This is a genomic window from Halovibrio variabilis, assembly GCF_007991175.1.
In the GTDB taxonomy this organism is placed as follows: Bacteria; Pseudomonadota; Gammaproteobacteria; order Pseudomonadales; family Halomonadaceae; genus Vreelandella; species Vreelandella variabilis.
The window spans coordinates 181,853-198,186 of record NZ_BJXV01000006.1 but is presented as its reverse complement, the minus strand read 5'-3'; the positions used below and the strand labels follow the sequence as shown (position 1 = coordinate 198,186).

The following is a 16,334-nucleotide window of genomic DNA, read 5'->3' as shown; positions in this document are numbered from 1 at the left end:
TCCAAAACCTAGTCGTTTATCGGTATGTCAGCGGATTCACGTTCCCCGTACACGGCAATACCACCTCGGCCTGAGCGTTTAACGAAATACATGCTTTTATCGGCAGCGTCGATAAGCTCCTCTGCGCCGTTAAACCCACCATCGTCCAAGCAGGCGATGCCAATGGAGACCGACACATGGATCGGCACTTCTCCATCAACGGCCAAGGGGGTTTTTGCTAACCGTTGGGCAATTCTTTCAGCAAAAAAGTAGGCTGCCTTGGCGTTTTCATCCGGCAGAATGATGAGAAACTCTTCACCTCCCCAGCGTCCGGCTAAATCACCGTCGCGAATCAACGTCTGTAGGGTGTGACCGAACTTTTCGAGCACACGATCGCCCGTTTGATGCCCGTACTGGTCGTTGAGCTTTTTAAAGTGGTCAAGATCAATAAACACCACGGACAGGGTGCGAGACTGCTCCTGACACGCAATAAAGCGTTGGTGCAGCTGCTCTTCAAGCCAGGCCCGGTTGGCCAGACCGGTTAATGCGTCTATTCGTGAACGCTCTTCCAGGGCATCTTGACGTTGACGTAGTAAAGCGAGTTCTGCTTGTTGCGTATCAAGGCGCGCGTTGAGTAGCAGCGTTTGTTGAAACAGCAGCTGCTGCGCTTCAGCAAGCAGGGTCTCATTATCCTGCACGGGAGGGGCGGCCATTTGCAGCATATCCGCCAGCGCAGGCAATTGCTGGTGAATTTTATCTAGTAAATCACGCAGCGAAAGGGCGTGCGTGCCATCTAAGGTTTCCAATTCCCGGATCACCGAGACGAACGCCTGAGCTGGGTGGGGCGAAAGCCACGCGTCGGCGATGGAACCTGCTAGCTGGATACACAGCATATCGGGCGCGGCAATATCGTAGTCACCGTGGCTGTCGCAGATATGCTGAGCAAGCGATGTAGGCAATCCCCACTTCGCGGCAAGCCAGGCACCGACCTGGGAATGATCGCAGCCAAAGAATCGCTGTTCTGATTCTGCTAATTGGCGGTGGGTTAACAAGCCTTCACTGTACAAGCCATCAGCTTCTTTTGGATAAGTGGCCCGCAGGGCCAAAATGCCAATGTCCTGAAGCAGGGCGGCTGTGAACACTGGCCCCGCCATGCTTGGGCACAGGTGAACGGCTAGCTGGCGGGCTGCTAAAGAAGCGATGATCGAGCGCATCCAAACGCGCTGAATGTGACTGTCAACGGCCCTATTATGAAGCAGACTAAAACTCATGACGGCCGCCATGGTGGTCTCTAGCCCCAAGCGTGCGGTCGCTTCCCGGCAGGCGTGAATTTCGCTATGGCTACGTGAGAAAAAAGCGCTGTTTGCCAGCGTGATGATACGCAAGGTCAGCGCCGGGTCGCGCTCGATGGCATTGGCGTAGTCGTTCACTGAGGGTTGCTCAGAGCGGGCTATTTTCAAAATGTTGATAGCCACAGAAGGCAGAGTCGGCAGGTTGGGACACTGGAGTAAATCTGCAGTCAAAAATGTCGGTAATTCAGTCGATAAGACCAGGTCTTTCGAATTGTCCCTCACCTGGATGACCTGCATTGTTCTCTCCTAACTTATTAATATAAGCCACAATGTGGCTTACATTGTAGCCTTTAGCCATTTCCTGGGTACTTATCATGCTGTCGCAGTAGCCTATTTCAATCGTTTGTATCAAACCATCATAGCGCGGCGAGCTAATGAATAGGTGCCTACCGAGGTTTATTTTTTAATGATTATTGGGGTGTGATAAAGGCTTAGACTTTACCTAATATATTCACATAAAGCTTACAAAAATTTACCGTTGACTGTCTCAATGTTTCCAGTTGGCGCCAAAAACGCATCAACCAATGACGACTTCACCGCCAATTGACAACGACCTTTACGGGCCTACTACGTTGGTCTTGAGTGACCAAAGTATAGCCAATAAGGGCTTTCTCTCTTTATCTCTGTCAGCCGCCAGCAGATGACACTCTGTAGCACTGATAAGGAGCAACTGATGCCGAGCGTTGAACACGTCCCGTCTTTAAAGAATCAAGCAAGTAAAATAGCGGTTGTCCACCTGGGTTAGTAGACGCCTTCCATCGCGCTCACCAGGCGGTCTATTTAGAGCGCTATCGCCAGCGCAGTGGCGATCCTGGCTGGGGTATATGCAGTGCTAACCTGCGTTCTAGCGTTGGGTTAGTCGAATCAGCACCCGCTTCGGCCAGTGCCAGGGCCAAGCCCTGGCCTAAGCCTTTGTTGCAGCCGGTCACCATCGCCACTTGATTTTGCAATGAAAATAACCGCATCGAATCCTCCAGCTGCGCATTTCAAACCGATAAGTTTCAACGTCGAGGGGCTAAGCGTCAGCAGTTACTTTGGTGGATAGGCTTGCAATAACGGCGGTTAGTTCATTGGCATGGTGGATGCCAATCGCCCCTTCGGGCGTGCTTTCTTCGTTTGGAAAGTGGTTGAGGTGTATTACGTGCATGCCCGCCGCCAGCCCCGCCTCAACACCTACCGCCGCATCATCAATCACCACGCACTGTTGGGGAGTATAGCCCATGGCCGCCGCCGCCTTGCGATACAGTTCTGGGTCTGGTTTCCACACGTTAAGGGTGTAGGCGCTGAACAGCCTGCCTGCAAAATAGTGGCCTAAATCGGTACTTTCCAGCGCGCAACGAATTTTGCGCTCGGGGCCATTGGAGACCACGGCCATGGGGTGGCTGCTTAACTGTTCCAGCGCGGCGGACATGCCGGGTATTATTACCAGTTCGGCACGCATGCGGGCTTCCATGCGCGACCGCATGCCCGCTTCAAGCTGGGTGAATGTATCTTCTGCCAACGTCTGAAAACGGCTTTCTAGCGTTTGCACGATAGTTTGAAAACGGACCCCGCGAAATTCATCCATATATTGTCGCGCTGAGAAGGGTAAACCGAACTCGGGAAGAATGTCGCCCATCACCTCGGCAAGCAGTATTTCGCTATCCACCAGGGTGCCATCGCAGTCAAACAGTAGGCAGAGAGGCGCGGCCGTGTTCATCGCAGAACTCATTGATAGGCTTCCTCGTTGACCAGGCTAATAGGCCGCTCGCCCTGAAGCGCTAGGCGAATATTATCGACCGCCCGCTGGGCCATGGCGTTGCGGGTTTCGTGGGTGGCAGAGCCGATATGGGGCAGGGCGACCACATTGGGCATCTTCGGCAGTGGGGAAGAGGCAGGCAGTGGCTCCTGTTCAAAGACATCCAGCCCGGCCGCTTGAATAACACCGTTTTCCAGGGCGTTTATTAAGGCCGCTTCATCGACCACTTTACCGCGGGCAATATTGATAAAAATACCCGAGGGCTTCATTTGTGCGAACTCTTTGGCGCCGATCAGGTGTTCAGTCTCGGTGGTAAGCGGAACCGTTACGCAGACAAAATCGGCCTCGGCCAACAGCTCGTTAAGGTCGCGGCGCTGGGCGCCAAGCTCATGTTCTAATGCGGGCTTAGGGGAGGCGTTAGAGTAGAGCACCTGCATGCCAAAGCCCAGGGCGCCGCGCCTTGCAACGGCCTGGCCAATACGGCCAAAGCCCACCATGCCCAGCGTCTTACCGTGTACATCGCTGCCGAACTGGGCGGGGCCAACGCTGGCCTGCCATTGGCCCGCTTTCACCCACTCGGCTAGTTCCACCACACGCCGTGCTGTCGTCATGATCAGCGTAAAGCCTGTATCAGCGGTGGTTTCGGTAAGCACATCCGGCGTGTTGCAGAGCATAATGCCGCGTTTGGTCAGTTCATCCACCGGGATGTTGTCGTAGCCAACCGAGATAGTCGCGATGACTTTTAATTGGGGCGCTGCGTCTAGCAACTGGGGAGTAATCGCCAAGCCGGAGCCGATAAGGCCATGGGCTCCGGCTAGCAAAGGTCGATTGGCTGGATCATCCCACGCTGTCGTTTTCGGCAGTACGTCCACTTTAAACAGATCGCTAAGCGTAGAGAGGTGAGCATCGCTAAGCCGTCCTTGAACCACCAGTCGTTTCTGCATTCTTATCTCCTTGTTATAAAAAGCTTATCAAAAGCCAGTTGCTAAACTGTTATGCCTTGGGTGGGTAGGCCTCAAGCGCTTGTAGTTGCTCGCGATTAGGCAGGCCTTCCATGTCGCCTACCACCTGGATGGCTTGCGCACCAATCAGGTTGCCGCGCTGGACGGCTTGGCGCGCCGTTCCTCCGTCAAGCAGGGCGCTGATCACACCGACAGCGAAACCGTCGCCTGCGCCTACGGTATCCACAACCTCAGCCACGTGGCAGCCCGCTATGGTAAAGCTCTCCTCTTTGCCATCCAGGGTGCCGCGGTAGTAGCTGCCCTCGGCTCCCAACTTGATGATCACCGCAGAGGCGCCTTGATCCAGATAGTAGCCCGCTATGTCGTGCGGCGTCTTCTGCCCCGTCAGCCGTTGGCCCTCAGTAAGCCCCGGTAGCACCCAGTCAGCGAGGCCAGCGAGTTCATTTAACGTCGTGCGCATAGCGTTTTCACTGGGCCAAAGTGACGGGCGTAAGTTGGGGTCTAAAGAAATGCTCGCCCCTTGGGCGCGAGCCTGCTTCATTAAGTGGCGAGATAGCTGATAGGCGCTATCTGAGAGAGCGGGCGTAATGCCGGTGGCGTGTAGATGCGCCAGTGATTGAAGGTCGACGGCTTTGGCATCTTCTATCGCGAGGTGGCTGGCCGCACTGCCGCGTCTCAGGTATTCAACACGTGGGTCGGCGCCGCCCTGGGCGCGCTCTTTGAACACCAGCCCGGTCGGGTGCTGCTCATCAATATGAATATAGCGAGCGTCGATACCTTCAGCTTTCAAAGCCCGTTGGATGAACTCACCGAAGCTATCTGCGCCCACGCGGCTTAACCAGCCAACGTGGAAACCTAAGCGGGAAAGCCCTATTGCAACGTTATTATCGGCACCGGCAAGGCGACGCTGAAAATGCTCAATGTCTGATAAGCCGCCCGGCGTATCCGCCACAAACATGGCCATCGCTTCGCCAAAGGTGAGAATCTCTGGAGGAGTAGCAGGGTGGGGCATGGTTATTCACCTCTTGATATTGTTTATTTTACCCTAATGAGAACGATACCATTTGGGCGAAAATTAGTAGCTATCTTTACAGCCATACCCGCGCTGCGTGGAGCCGCGCTCGATCAATTTGGGTGAAAAGCTTAGTTGCCTCGGCATGGGGACTTTATTGGGTGAAATCCGGTGCATCAAGCAGTGCACTGCTGTTTTGCCAATCGTCTCAGTGGGCTGGGCTAGGGTCGTGATGCCGGAATAGACAAGCGCGCACCACTCTAGCTCATCAAACCGACGGCCAGCACCACGCCAGCCACCATTTTCAGCGTGATCTCGCCCAGAAGATCGCGATCGAGCAGCGCCGCCTTAAGCACAAGACAAAATTTTCCACGAACTGGAAAAAGCAGAAAGCCCGCATCGCCAAGCTCAAGCATGCCGAAGCTAACGCCCGCCATGACGCCTTGCACAAAGTCTCGACCTCGTTATGCCAAAACCACCCTAAGCCCGCAGGGTGCACAGTTTTTTTAGTTATAAATAAGCAGTGTTAGATAGCTTCTCATTATTTTTTTGGTCAAAGAAGGATATTCGGATAGGCAGGCTGAATCAGGTAAACTGCGTGCTTTCTTTTACAGCGATGCCCGTGGCATGCCTCCAAACGATAAATCGACACCCGTGAAACCAACAAGCTATGAACTAACCCAAGCGGGTGATCGCTATTTCGACGGCCTTGTCGACAAGTTTTCTCGTTCGCTCTATCAGGCGCCCCGCGGCGAGCTGCGTTTGGCGATGCTTGATTATTTACTGCCGCAAATGCTCGATTTGCGCGAACAGAAAGTGCTCGATGTAGGCGGTGGCCTGGGCCAGCAGGCTGCCTGGTTGGCTGAGCAAGGGCACAACGTTACGATGGCTGAGCCCTCTGACGATATGTTGAATTACGCTAAAGCCTGGCATCGGGATGCTAAAACGCTGCCGGAATCGGCGATCACGTATCTGCAGGCGCCGCTGCAAGTGCTCACTGTTCAAGCACCAGGCCCATGGCCACTGATTACCTGCCATGCGGTATTGGAGTGGTTAGGCGACCCGCAAACGGCGCTGGCCACCTTGAGCCAGTTAATGGCCCCTGGCGGTCAGCTGAGTTTGATGGTGTTTAACCGCGATGCCCTGCGCTTTTCTAACGCGGTGAAAGGCAATCTTGAGAAGGCGCTGAGCGACCGTTTGGCAGGGCAGGGCAAGCGTCAGCGGCTGACGCCTATATCCCCCGTAAGTCACGCGGAGATTGAGCAGTGGAGCGCAGCTAATGGCTTGCGCATAGACGCCGTTGCCGGAATTCGCGTCTTTCAGGACTATTTGCGCCAACCGCCAGCCACGCCTGCAGAAAACGCCACGCTGCTGGCGCTGGAAAAACATTACTGTCGCCAAGACCCGCATTGGCGCCTGGGCCGTTACTTACTTTATACATTAATCAAACCGGAGGCCGCTGAATGAGCGCCCAAGCCCATGCTCAAACCCCCGCGTGTCAGTTATTAGCACGCCAACAAGATCAGTATGCAGCGCTGTGGGTCATTGGCCCGCCCATTGATAGTTGGCTGATTGATCAATCGACGGGGGTGGTGAGCGGTGATCAGGACGTTCTGGATGCGTGGATCGCTAAAGGCAAGCCAGCCCTAACGCCCTTTGATTTAGCCGCGGGCGAAGCGCTAGGTAAAGAAATTGTGCTGTTTTGGCCAAAAGCGCATCAGTTGGGAATTTGGTGGCTTAAGTGGCTGTGCGAACAACTACCTGAAGGGACGCCCATTGAGGTTATTGGTGAGCACCAAGGTGGCATTAAGCGCGTCCCTAAAATACTAGATGAATTGGAGATGCCCTGGGACAAGCGCGATAATGCGCGGCGCTGTTCGCTATTTGCCACCCATACCGTTGCGCTGGACTTAGCCAGTGGAAATGAGGCCAGCGACAGCGCGTGGGAGAACATCGAGGCCGTTGGGTTGACGTTGGTCAGTCACCCCGGCGTGTTTGGGCATGGCAAAGTCGACGAGGGCACGCTGATCATGTTGGAGTGCCTTGAGACTAGCTTGCCGAAAAAGCCGCTCAAGGTGCTGGATATGGGCTGTGGCGACGGTATTGTCAGCGCCTGGTTAGCTCAGCGCGGCCATCACGTGACCGCTGTGGACATTAGCGCTTTTGCGGTAGAGGCGTGTCAACGCACCTTAGCAGCCAATGGGCTGGAGGGGCGCGTACTGAGTAGCAACGTATTTAGTGCGTTAGACGACGAGCAGTTTGACTGGATTGTTAGCAACCCGCCTTTTCATAAAGAGCGCGATATCAGCTATGGACCCAGCCAGCGCTTGATCAGCGAAGCGCCAGCGCATCTGAGTGCGGGTGGACGGCTGGTGATTGTCGCCAATGGCTTCTTGCCCTATCCCGATCACCTGCAGCGCGCGTTCAATGACTTCCAAACCCTAGCAGATAATCGTCGCTTCAAGGTGTACGGGGCGACCAAACCAGCGGGCTGAAGCGTTGGTTTTTACTCGTCGTTTACTCCGCAAAGAAAACGCTGAGTACATGATCCAAATGTTTTTCCATCGCGCGACGAGCGGCAGCGGGGTCGCGCGCCTCAATGGCTTCAACGATGCGTTCGTGGTCGTTCTGGGAGCGCTGCGGCATATCCGTCTCCATAAATAGCTCTTGAAGACGCCGAAACATGGCACCGTACTGGTGGCGAAGCCGATATCGCTGCGCTGGCTGATCAGTTGCTGCGCTTAAGTATCGACACGGCTTCGGGCCGCTATTTGACCAAGGTGGTGCGTCTCTTCCAGTTGGACTTTATTCCCTGGAAACGCGGTGTCTCGCTATAGTGCGGCTTAAGGATAGGAATTGTAGAGCTAATGACTAGCCGGTGTAATCAATGGCGGTGATGGTATAAAACGTATCACCGTTAGGCGTGAGCACTTTTGCTTCATCACCTACCTGTTTGCCCAGTAACGCTTTGGCCATGGGGGCATCAATGCTGATCCAGCGCTTTTTGGTGTCGATCTCGTCGTGGCCAACCACCCTAAGCTGTACCTGCTCGCCGTTTTCATCTTCCAGGCTGACATAAGCGCCGAAAAATACCTTACTGGTATCGGCGGGTAGTCGATCAACGGTTTGCAGCTCGTCCAAACGCTTGGTTAGGTAAGTAATGCGCGCAATGATGCGGTTTAGCTCTTTCTTGTTATAGGTGTAATCGGCGTTTTCACTGCGGTCGCCCTGGGCGGCCGCTTCGCCGACTTTCTCTGAAACAGCGGGGCGTTTCACCCGTAATAAGTGGTCCAAAATAGCGCGCAGACGTGCCGCCCCTTCAGGTGTAATCAGGTTGCTCTTAGGGGCTTGACGCGGATCTTTTGCTGGATCGCGCCAGCGGGTCATGTTGCGGCCTTTCATTACCGATTCCCTATTATGTCTTGAGCCCACTACCTTACGCCAATTGCGGGAAGCATACCAAACAACATACGGTTGGCGAATCATTCAAACGTTCGTTATATTTTTTGCTATATTAGCGAAAGACCCGCAATTCGCCGGTCTGCGCAAGACAACAATAATTGAGGAGACACTATGCGAACGCCTTCTTTTTCACGCTTTTCGTTATCACGCTGGCTGGTTGCCACTGCTCTTGGCGGCACGCTGGCGCTTTCGCCGCTGACCGCTAGCGCCTTTGAGAGCGAGCTGTTCTCACTAAAGAACCGTTGGGAGCACACCGTGACGGACATGCCCGCCAATGAGCGGGAAAGCACGCTCAAGTCGTTGGTCAGTGAGGCAGAGCAGTTGGCCGAGCAGCACAGCGACGAAGCTGACGTACTTGTCTGGCAGGGGATTATTTTGGCTTCCTATGCCCGCGAGCGTGGTGGTTTAGGCGCACTGGGCACGGCAGGTGATGCGCGTGACGCGCTAGAAAAGGCAATTGAATTAGACCCACGGGGCCTGAACGGCTCAGCCTACGTGACACTAGGCGCGCTTTATGATCGCGCGCCGGGACGACCACTCGGCTTTGGCAATAGCGATACCGCCGAACGCATGTTCCAGCGCGCCTTGGAAATTCGCCCCGATGGCATTGACGTGAACTATTATTATGCTGCTTTTCTAGCCGAAGAAGGCAACGATCAGGCTGCCCGGGAGCATGCCAAGCGCGCGGTTAACGGCACTGCCCGCGACAACCGGAAAGTCTCTGACGAAGCGCTGCGCCGCGACGCCGAGGCGTTGCTCGACCAGCTATAGCCTGTCGACTGAATTGGCATTCCCGGTGGCAAGCATTGATAATGTAGCGATTATCACCACCGGGAGTGCCCCATGGCGTCTATCCCCAAGAACGACTCTTCTCGACATGCGCCTTTTCGCAGCACGGCGCTCAGCGTCCCGCTTTTGAACCGCGACGATGTTGAACTGTTTAAGCGAGAAACGCTGCATCAGGGGTTTTTCCGTCTCGAAGCCCTGGAATTTCGCCATCGGCTCTTTGAAGGCGATTGGAGCGAACCCATACGCCGTGAAGTACACAGCCGCTTTGATGCGGTGGGTGTGCTGCTTTACGACCCCGAACGCGACGCGCTGGTACTCGTTGAGCAGTTCCGCGCAGGCGCGATTGATGACGCCGTGTCGCCCTGGAAACTTGAGCTTGTGGCCGGTTTGGTGGAAGACGGCGAGTCGTTGGAAGACGTGGCGCGCCGTGAAGCCTGGGAGGAGGCGGGTTGTAAAGTCGCCGAGCTGACCAAACTTCATACCTATTACCCAAGCCCCGGGGCCTGCAACGAGCAAGTCACCCTATTTTGTGGTTTGGTAGATACCCAGGGGCTAGGTGGGATTCACGGCTTAGACGAAGAACACGAGGATATTCGTGTTCATGTGATGCCGTTTGCTAACGCTTGGGAACTCTTAGCGCAAGGGCGACTCGACAACGCCATGTGTTTAATTGGTCTACATTGGCTGAATAGCCAGAGAGCTTCATTACGCGCCGCCTCTCAGCGAGCGCTAACGCAAAGCGAAACAGACGAGGAGTGATCATGGCGAGAACGGCCTATGTCACCGATTTAAAATCGCTCCAAGGGGAGTGCAGCGCCAACTATTTACGTTTGGTGCGCTTGGTGGGCGATATGGAGGCCGGCCAGCGCCGTCAGATCGCCCTGCGTGGTGATAAGCAGCATTTTGGTGATTTGCAGCTTTATATTCACGAGCAGGCGCCTTACACCACCATGGTGGATGTCTCCCAAACCGGCCCGCTTGATAAGGTGTTGGAAGGTCCGCGTATGCGCGTACACCTGTATCACGATGTGCGCATGGCGGAGGTGACTGATTTTCAGCGTGAGCGCCACTTTAATGGCCGCTACCGCTATCCCAATGCGCGTATGCATCAGCCGGATGAGAAGCTTCAGCTCAACCGCTTCTTAGGCGAGTGGTTAGCGCACGGCCTTGCTCACGGTCACGCTCACTATGCATCGGAGATGCCTTAATGCGTGTGGTGCAGATTACTGACGCTCACCTCTACGCGGATACCCAGGCGCGCTCCCGTGCGGGGGTGCCTTGGCGGCAGTTTCAACAGGTGCTGAGCGCCGTTATCGCCGAACAGCCCGATATCGTGCTGTTTACCGGTGATATCAGCCAGGATGAAACCGCTGACTCTTACGCTTTGGCGGTAGAGGCGATGGAGCAGTTGCCTTGCCCCTGGTACTGGCTGCCGGGTAATCACGATCAACCCGAGTTCATGGCGGCCGAGCGGCCAATGGTCGATCAGGTGGATATGGGGTCGTGGCGCATTCTGCTGCTCAATACTCAGGTGGAGGGCAAGCCTTTTGGGGAGCTGGGCAGCGAGCGGCTAGCCAAGCTGGCTAAGCAGTTAGAGAAGGATGACAGACCCACCCTAATTGCCATGCACCACCCGCCGGTGGACGTTGGGGCGGCGTGGATGGATGCCATTGGCCTGCAAGACCGCGACGCGTTTTGGCAGCTGCTAAGTCAACACGTCCAGGTCAAACTCATCCTCTTCGGCCATGTTCATCAAGCCTATGCCGAGCACCACCGTACCGGCGATGCCACCATTGACGTTTATGGCTGCCCGGCGATGGCCGATCAGTTTCTGCCCGGCGCCGAGCAGTTTGCGGTCGACGAGGCCTCGCGCCCGGGCTATCGCGTGGTCGATTTGGTGTGGAGCGATGCCCAGGGAAGCGAGTGGCAGAGCTGGATTGAGCGCATCAATTAGAAGATTATCCCTGTCTCATTCTTGGATAGGTGATTTAGGAATAAAAAGATAGTTATTAATTCTTTTGGGTTATTATCAACTCGGCGTTACCCTACCCGCATTCGAACATACAATATTCTTTAGCTTAAGTGACGAGCTTGTTCTTGTGAGGTAAGGGGCCATGACCCAATTGTCTACTATGTCTTCAAAGGAGCGGTCTTCAGCGCCACAGGGAGAGGCTTTTAACACCCCTGACGCTGCGCGCTTGACCCACCTCAAGCAATTAGAAGCCGAGTCTATCCATATTATTCGTGAAGTCGCTGCCGAGTTTTCCAACCCGGTGATGATGTACTCCATTGGTAAAGACTCTTCGGTAATGCTGCACCTGGCGCGCAAAGCCTTTTACCCCGGTACGCCGCCATTCCCGCTGCTGCATGTGGATACCACTTGGAAGTTTCGCGAGATGATTGAGTTCCGCAACCGGATGGCGGCGGAAGCAGGGATGGAATTGATCGTGCATACCAACGAAGAGGGGCGGGCAGCCAATATCAACCCCTTCGATCACGGCAGTGCCAAATACACCGATATCATGAAAACCCAGGCGCTCAAGCAGGCGCTGGATAAATACGGGTTTGACGCGGCGTTTGGTGGTGCCCGTCGGGATGAAGAAGCCACACGTGCGAAAGAACGCGTTTATTCATTCCGCGATAAGTATCACCGCTGGGACCCCAAGAATCAGCGTCCTGAGCTGTGGAACGTGTATAACGCCAAGGTCAACAAAGGCGAGTCGATTCGCGTTTTCCCGCTCTCCAATTGGACCGAGTTGGATATCTGGCAGTACATTTACTTAGAGTCGATCCCCATCGTGCCCCTCTACTACTCGGCCAAGCGCCCGGTGGTCGAGCGCGACGGCATGCAAGTCATGGTCGATGACGACCGCCTGCCGCTGGCGCCCGGCGAAGTGCCGGAGGAGAAATCGGTGCGGTTTAGAACCCTGGGCTGCTACCCGCTGACCGGCGCGGTGGAATCCGAAGCCGCGACGCTTCCGGAAATCATTCAAGAGATGCTGCTGACCCGTACCAGTGAGCGCAGTGGCCGCGCCATCGATCGCGACCAAGTGGGTTCGATGGAGAAGAAAAAGCGCGAGGGGTACTTTTAATATGTCTCACCAATCCAGTTTAATCGCCGACAATATCGAGCAGTACCTGCACGAGCACGAAAACAAGGACCTGCTGCGTTTTATCACCTGCGGCAGCGTCGACGACGGCAAATCGACGCTGATTGGCCGTCTGCTCCACGACTCGAAAATGATCTTCGAAGATCAGTTGGCGGCGATCACCCAGGCCTCTAAAACCAGCGGCACTACCGGTGATACGGTCGATCTAGCGCTATTGGTCGATGGCCTGCAGTCCGAGCGTGAGCAGGGCATTACCATTGATGTGGCGTACCGCTTTTTCTCCACCGATAAGCGCAAGTTTATTATCGCCGATACCCCTGGCCACGAGCAGTACACGCGCAACATGGCCACGGGCGCGTCAACGGCCAGCTTAGCGATTATCCTGATCGATGCTCGCTACGGCGTACAGACGCAAACCCGCCGCCACAGCTTCATTGCCGACCTGCTGGGCATTCAGCACTTGGTGATTGCGGTCAATAAGATGGATCTGGTGGGGTTCTCCGAGCAGCGCTTCAATGAAATCGTTGCCGAATACCAAGCGTTTGCTGAAAACCTGAAGGCGCCGGATATTCGCTTTGTGCCGATGTCGGCGCTGAATGGCGATAACGTGGTCAATCCCAGCGAACAAACGCCCTGGTATTTTACCCCCGATTATCAAGGCCAGACGCTGATTGAGCTATTGGAAAGCGTCGAAATTACCCGCGACCAAAACTTAAGCGATCTACGCTTGCCGGTGCAGTACGTGAACCGCCCGAACCTTGATTTTCGCGGTTACTGCGGCACCTTGGCAGCGGGTGTATTGCGCCCCGGCCAAGCCATTAAAGTACTGCCTTCGGGTAAAACATCGCGCGTTGCTCGGATTGTCACTTTTGACGGCGACCTTGCGGCCGCTTATCCAGGCCAGGCGATTACGGTGACCTTGGAAGATGAAATCGATATCTCTCGCGGCGATTGGTTGGTAGAGGCGGATAGCGAACTGCCGCTTTCGAATACCTTTCAAGCCGATATTGTCTGGATGCATGAAGAGGTATTAACGCCGGGTAAATTGTTTGATTTCAAACTCGCCACGCGGGATCTTTCCGGCCAAGTCAGGTCGATTGATTACCAAATCGATGTGAATACCCTGGAGAAGCATGCCACCCATTCGCTGGGATTGAATGCCATTGCCCGCTGCGATGTGGAGTTGACTGCTGCTATTCCTGTCGATAATTATCGCACCAGCCCGGGTACCGGCAGCTTTATTATCGTGGACCGGCTGACCAACGTGACCGTCGGTGCCGGGATGATTCGCGGCACGGCCAGCACCCCAGAAGCGGCTGCCAACACCACCGACTGGGCGGCGTTTGAGCGTGACTTGAATGCGCTGGTGCGCAAGCACTTTCCTCACTGGGAAGCCAAAGATATCAGCGGGTTATTTAACCGCTAACTATTTTGCTCACGAAAGAGCTGCACGAAAAGAATTGCACTAAAACGGCTCTAAGCACAACGGCCCGCTTTTAAAGCGGGCCGTTGTGTTTAATTAAGTGCAAATATTACTCAGCGTTGGGGAAAAACAGCTGCTGGCCGTCTACCTCAAAATCCGCAATCGCTTGCTGGCCTTGTTCAGACACCAGCCACTCGTGCCACTGGGCGGCCAAGTCATGCTTCAAGTGCGGGTGACGTTCTTCTGAGAGCAGTAGGCTGCCGTACTGATTAAACAGTGCTTCATCGCCTTCATATAGCAAGGCAAGGTCTTGTGGGTTGTTAAAGGCGACCCAGGTGGCGCGGTCAGTCATAGCGTAGGCATCCATACCCGCAGCGGTATTCAGCGTGGGCCCCATGCCGCTCCCCAATTCGCGGTACCACTCGCCCTGGGGAGTAATGCCCGCATCTTCCCATAAACGCAGCTCGGCGCGATTCGTGCCGCTGTCATCGCCGCGCGAGGCGAAGGGTGACTCGCTCTTTGCAATACGCTGCATGGCATCAACAACGGTTTCGCTATCGCTGATGCCCGCAGGGTCATCGCTGGGGCCAACGATGACGAAATCGTTGTACATCACATCCAGACGTTCCGTGGCGTAGCCGTCTGCCACAAACTGCTTTTCGCCAGCGGTGTCGTGCACCAGCAGGCTATCGGCATCGCCACGGCGGCCGATTTCAAACGCTTGGCCGGTACCCACGGCGACCACCCGCACATCAATCCCCGTCGCTTCGGTAAATGCGGGGATGATGGCGTCAAATAGACCTGAATTTTCGGTAGAGGTGGTGGAGGCCAGCGTAATGTAGTCGTCATCCGCCGCCATCAACGTGCCGCTGATGGTCAGTCCCAGGGTACCTGCGAAAATAAATGCGCTGGCCTTATTCATGTTATTGCTCCTTGATGAGGATGTTTAATTCCACGGCTGATCGGGGGCTACCAAACCAACTCGCCGCGAATAAACGCCTTCGCCTCGCGTGAGGCGGGGGCGGTAAAAAAGTCGCTGGCAGGGGTATGTTCAAGTAATTCGCCGTTATGCAAAAACACGATGTCATTGGCTAAGCGGCGTGCTTGGTGCAAGTCGTGCGTGGTCATAACAATGCGTGTACCGCTGTGATGAAACTCCAGTACGGCATCTTCAACGGCCTTGATGGCAGCGGGGTCTAGCGCCGAGGTGGGCTCGTCTAAAAACAGCACTTGGGGATTGAGTAGCCACGCCCGTGCTAACGTTAAACGCTGCTGTTCGCCGCCGGAAAGCACCCGCGCTGGGCGTTTGGCGAGATGCGCTAAGCCAAACTTCTCAAGGGCACTCATCGCCTGTGCTTTGCGGGTTAATGTTGTCAGTTCTGGTCGTGGCGCTTTGTTGATGGCTAGCACATAGGTCAGGTTATCCAGCGCGGAGCGGCGCAGCAGCACGGGGCGCTGGAATACCATCGCTTGAGCGGGTGGGCTGCCTTGCCAGCGTACTGAGCCGCTAGTGGGCGTTATCAGGCCGTGGGCCAGTCGCATAAGCAGGCTTTTGCCGGCGCCGTTGGGGCCCATAATGAGCGTTCGCTGGCAGCCTGATAGGCGCAACGAAGTGGGCTTAAGCAGTGTATGGCCGCGATGAATAAAACCCACGCTATCGAGCTCAAGGGTAGCGACGGGAGGCGTGTGATGTGCGTTCATCCTAGCCGCCTTTTAGCCGTTTCGCCGATTATATGAGCGATGGCATTAATCATGGTCACCAGCGCGAGCAGAATGATCCCCAAACCAAGCGCCATGGGCAGGTTGCCTTTGCTGGTTTCCAGCACAATGCTGGTGGTCATCACGCGGGTGACACCATCAATGTTACCGCCTACTATCATCACCGCGCCCACTTCGGCGCTGGCGCGGCCAAAACCTGCCAGGATTACCGTGAGCAGCCCGAAGCGCGCATCCCACAGCAGTGTCGGGATCATGCTTAGGCGCGACAGCCCCAGTGAGTTCAACTGCTCGGCATACTCGCCGTGAAGTGCCTCAACCTGCTGGCGGGTAAGGGCGGCGATAATCGGTAGTACCAGGATCACTTGGGCGATCACCATGGCCGTGGGGGTAAACAGTAGCCCCCACTCGCCCAGCGGGCCTGCGCGCGAAAGCAGTAGATAGACGCACAGCCCGGCGACCACTGGCGGCAAGCCCATCAGGGCATTAAGGGCGACAATGACGACGTTACGTCCAGGAAAGCGCCATAGCGCCAGGGCTGCGCCTAAGGGCAGAGCCAATACGCTGGCGATTATCACCGCCATCAGCGATACCTGGAGTGATAACTGCACGATTGAGAGTAGCGCGCTATCCATATTCACGATTAGGCTAAGAGCGGTACTAAAGGGGTTGTCACTGGTCTGCATTGAACGCCGGCATCACTGTTGTGCGAGAATTGTGGTACGGAAACTGTTGTACGAGAATTGGCATGATGTACTGAAAAATAGTCGATTGCACCCATGGTTTACATT

19 protein-coding genes and 1 pseudogene are annotated in these 16,334 nt (G+C 55.3%); 9 read left to right on the top strand and 11 right to left on the bottom strand.

The genetic code is table 11. From position 1 onward, the window contains the following. Positions 1 to 8: 8 nt before the first annotated feature. The 6 genes and pseudogenes from HVA01_RS06670 to HVA01_RS06640 form a co-directional block, all read right to left on the bottom strand. Positions 9 to 1,568 (bottom strand): sensor domain-containing diguanylate cyclase, encoded by a 1,560-nt coding sequence (locus HVA01_RS06670; RefSeq protein WP_146874156.1) that lies wholly within the window; start codon positions 1,566 to 1,568, stop codon positions 9 to 11. Positions 1,569 to 2,194: 626 nt separating this feature from the next. Next, a pseudogene (locus HVA01_RS06660) lies at positions 2,195 to 2,296 on the bottom strand (2-deoxy-D-gluconate 3-dehydrogenase); the annotation flags it as partial. Positions 2,297 to 2,346: 50 nt separating this feature from the next. Continuing rightward, positions 2,347 to 3,042 (bottom strand): HAD family hydrolase, encoded by a 696-nt coding sequence (locus HVA01_RS06655; protein WP_246129513.1) that lies wholly within the window; start codon positions 3,040 to 3,042, stop codon positions 2,347 to 2,349. After that, positions 3,039 to 4,013 (bottom strand): 2-hydroxyacid dehydrogenase, encoded by a 975-nt coding sequence (locus tag HVA01_RS06650; protein WP_146874154.1) that lies wholly within the window; start codon positions 4,011 to 4,013, stop codon positions 3,039 to 3,041. The genes HVA01_RS06655 and HVA01_RS06650 overlap by 4 nt, the downstream gene beginning before the upstream one ends. Positions 4,014 to 4,062: 49 nt before the next feature. Then, entirely contained in the window at positions 4,063 to 5,043 is a 981-nt protein-coding gene (locus HVA01_RS06645; RefSeq protein ID WP_146874152.1) for a sugar kinase, read from the bottom strand. Between the two features lie 63 nt (positions 5,044 to 5,106). Further along, positions 5,107 to 5,247 carry a hypothetical protein gene (locus HVA01_RS06640; protein WP_443093366.1) on the bottom strand — a complete coding sequence of 47 codons (141 nt, stop codon included), beginning with the start codon at positions 5,245 to 5,247 and terminating at the stop codon, positions 5,107 to 5,109. Positions 5,248 to 5,369: 122 nt separating this feature from the next. Between HVA01_RS06640 and HVA01_RS17840 the strand changes: the two genes are divergently transcribed. From HVA01_RS17840 to HVA01_RS06625, 3 genes are all read left to right on the top strand, one after another. Beyond that, the gene (locus HVA01_RS17840) at positions 5,370 to 5,573 is read left to right on the top strand and encodes a transposase (protein WP_146874232.1); all 204 of its coding nucleotides are present in this window, start codon (positions 5,370 to 5,372) and stop codon (positions 5,571 to 5,573) included. A gap of 97 nt (positions 5,574 to 5,670) precedes the next feature. Beyond that, on the top strand, positions 5,671 to 6,510 hold the full coding sequence (locus HVA01_RS06630) for a methyltransferase domain-containing protein (RefSeq protein ID WP_146874150.1): 840 nt from the start codon (positions 5,671 to 5,673) through the stop codon (positions 6,508 to 6,510). Then, positions 6,507 to 7,538: a methyltransferase gene (locus HVA01_RS06625; RefSeq protein ID WP_146874148.1), complete on the top strand. Its 1,032-nt coding sequence runs from the start codon at positions 6,507 to 6,509 to the stop codon at positions 7,536 to 7,538. The genes HVA01_RS06630 and HVA01_RS06625 overlap by 4 nt, the downstream gene beginning before the upstream one ends. A 22-nt stretch (positions 7,539 to 7,560) precedes the next feature. Here the strand turns inward: HVA01_RS06625 and HVA01_RS06620 are convergent, their stop codons facing one another. Then, a complete protein-coding gene (locus tag HVA01_RS06620; RefSeq protein ID WP_246129509.1) occupies positions 7,561 to 7,728 on the bottom strand; it encodes an FCD domain-containing protein in 168 nt (55 codons plus the stop codon). A 186-nt stretch (positions 7,729 to 7,914) separates the two neighbouring features. Beyond that, positions 7,915 to 8,445, bottom strand: coding sequence for a transcription elongation factor GreB (greB, locus tag HVA01_RS06615; RefSeq protein ID WP_146874146.1), 531 nt, complete (start codon positions 8,443 to 8,445; stop codon positions 7,915 to 7,917). Between the two features lie 171 nt (positions 8,446 to 8,616). On the opposite strand from greB, the gene HVA01_RS06610 reads away from it, so the two are divergent. From HVA01_RS06610 to cysN, 6 genes are all read left to right on the top strand, one after another. Further along, positions 8,617 to 9,276 carry a TRAP transporter TatT component family protein gene (locus HVA01_RS06610; RefSeq protein ID WP_146874144.1) on the top strand — a complete coding sequence of 220 codons (660 nt, stop codon included), beginning with the start codon at positions 8,617 to 8,619 and terminating at the stop codon, positions 9,274 to 9,276. Between the two features lie 72 nt (positions 9,277 to 9,348). Further along, positions 9,349 to 10,053, top strand: coding sequence for an NUDIX domain-containing protein (locus HVA01_RS06605; protein ID WP_146874142.1), 705 nt, complete (start codon positions 9,349 to 9,351; stop codon positions 10,051 to 10,053). A 2-nt stretch (positions 10,054 to 10,055) separates the two neighbouring features. Then, positions 10,056 to 10,502, top strand: a complete 447-nt coding sequence (locus tag HVA01_RS06600) for a DUF1249 domain-containing protein (protein ID WP_146874140.1) — start codon at positions 10,056 to 10,058, stop codon at positions 10,500 to 10,502. After that, positions 10,502 to 11,248 (top strand): phosphodiesterase, encoded by a 747-nt coding sequence (locus HVA01_RS06595; protein WP_146874138.1) that lies wholly within the window; start codon positions 10,502 to 10,504, stop codon positions 11,246 to 11,248. The genes HVA01_RS06600 and HVA01_RS06595 overlap by 1 nt, the downstream gene beginning before the upstream one ends. A 178-nt stretch (positions 11,249 to 11,426) precedes the next feature. Then, positions 11,427 to 12,386, top strand: coding sequence for a sulfate adenylyltransferase subunit CysD (gene cysD, locus HVA01_RS06590; protein WP_146874228.1), 960 nt, complete (start codon positions 11,427 to 11,429; stop codon positions 12,384 to 12,386). A gap of 1 nt (position 12,387) precedes the next feature. After that, on the top strand, positions 12,388 to 13,830 hold the full coding sequence (gene cysN / locus HVA01_RS06585; protein WP_146874136.1) for a sulfate adenylyltransferase subunit CysN: 1,443 nt from the start codon (positions 12,388 to 12,390) through the stop codon (positions 13,828 to 13,830). A gap of 106 nt (positions 13,831 to 13,936) precedes the next feature. Here cysN and HVA01_RS06580 read toward each other — a convergent pair whose 3' ends face one another. The 3 genes from HVA01_RS06580 to HVA01_RS06570 are packed head-to-tail and all read right to left on the bottom strand — an operon-like array spanning position 13,937 to position 16,229. Continuing rightward, the gene (locus tag HVA01_RS06580; RefSeq protein ID WP_146874134.1) at positions 13,937 to 14,749 is read right to left on the bottom strand and encodes an ABC transporter substrate-binding protein; all 813 of its coding nucleotides are present in this window, start codon (positions 14,747 to 14,749) and stop codon (positions 13,937 to 13,939) included. 47 nt (positions 14,750 to 14,796) lie between these two features. Next, positions 14,797 to 15,528 (bottom strand): ATP-binding cassette domain-containing protein, encoded by a 732-nt coding sequence (locus tag HVA01_RS06575; RefSeq protein WP_146874132.1) that lies wholly within the window; start codon positions 15,526 to 15,528, stop codon positions 14,797 to 14,799. Next, positions 15,525 to 16,229 (bottom strand): ABC transporter permease, encoded by a 705-nt coding sequence (locus tag HVA01_RS06570; RefSeq protein ID WP_146874130.1) that lies wholly within the window; start codon positions 16,227 to 16,229, stop codon positions 15,525 to 15,527. Before HVA01_RS06570 ends, HVA01_RS06575 begins: the two co-directional genes overlap by 4 nt. Positions 16,230 to 16,334 lie beyond the last annotated feature (105 nt).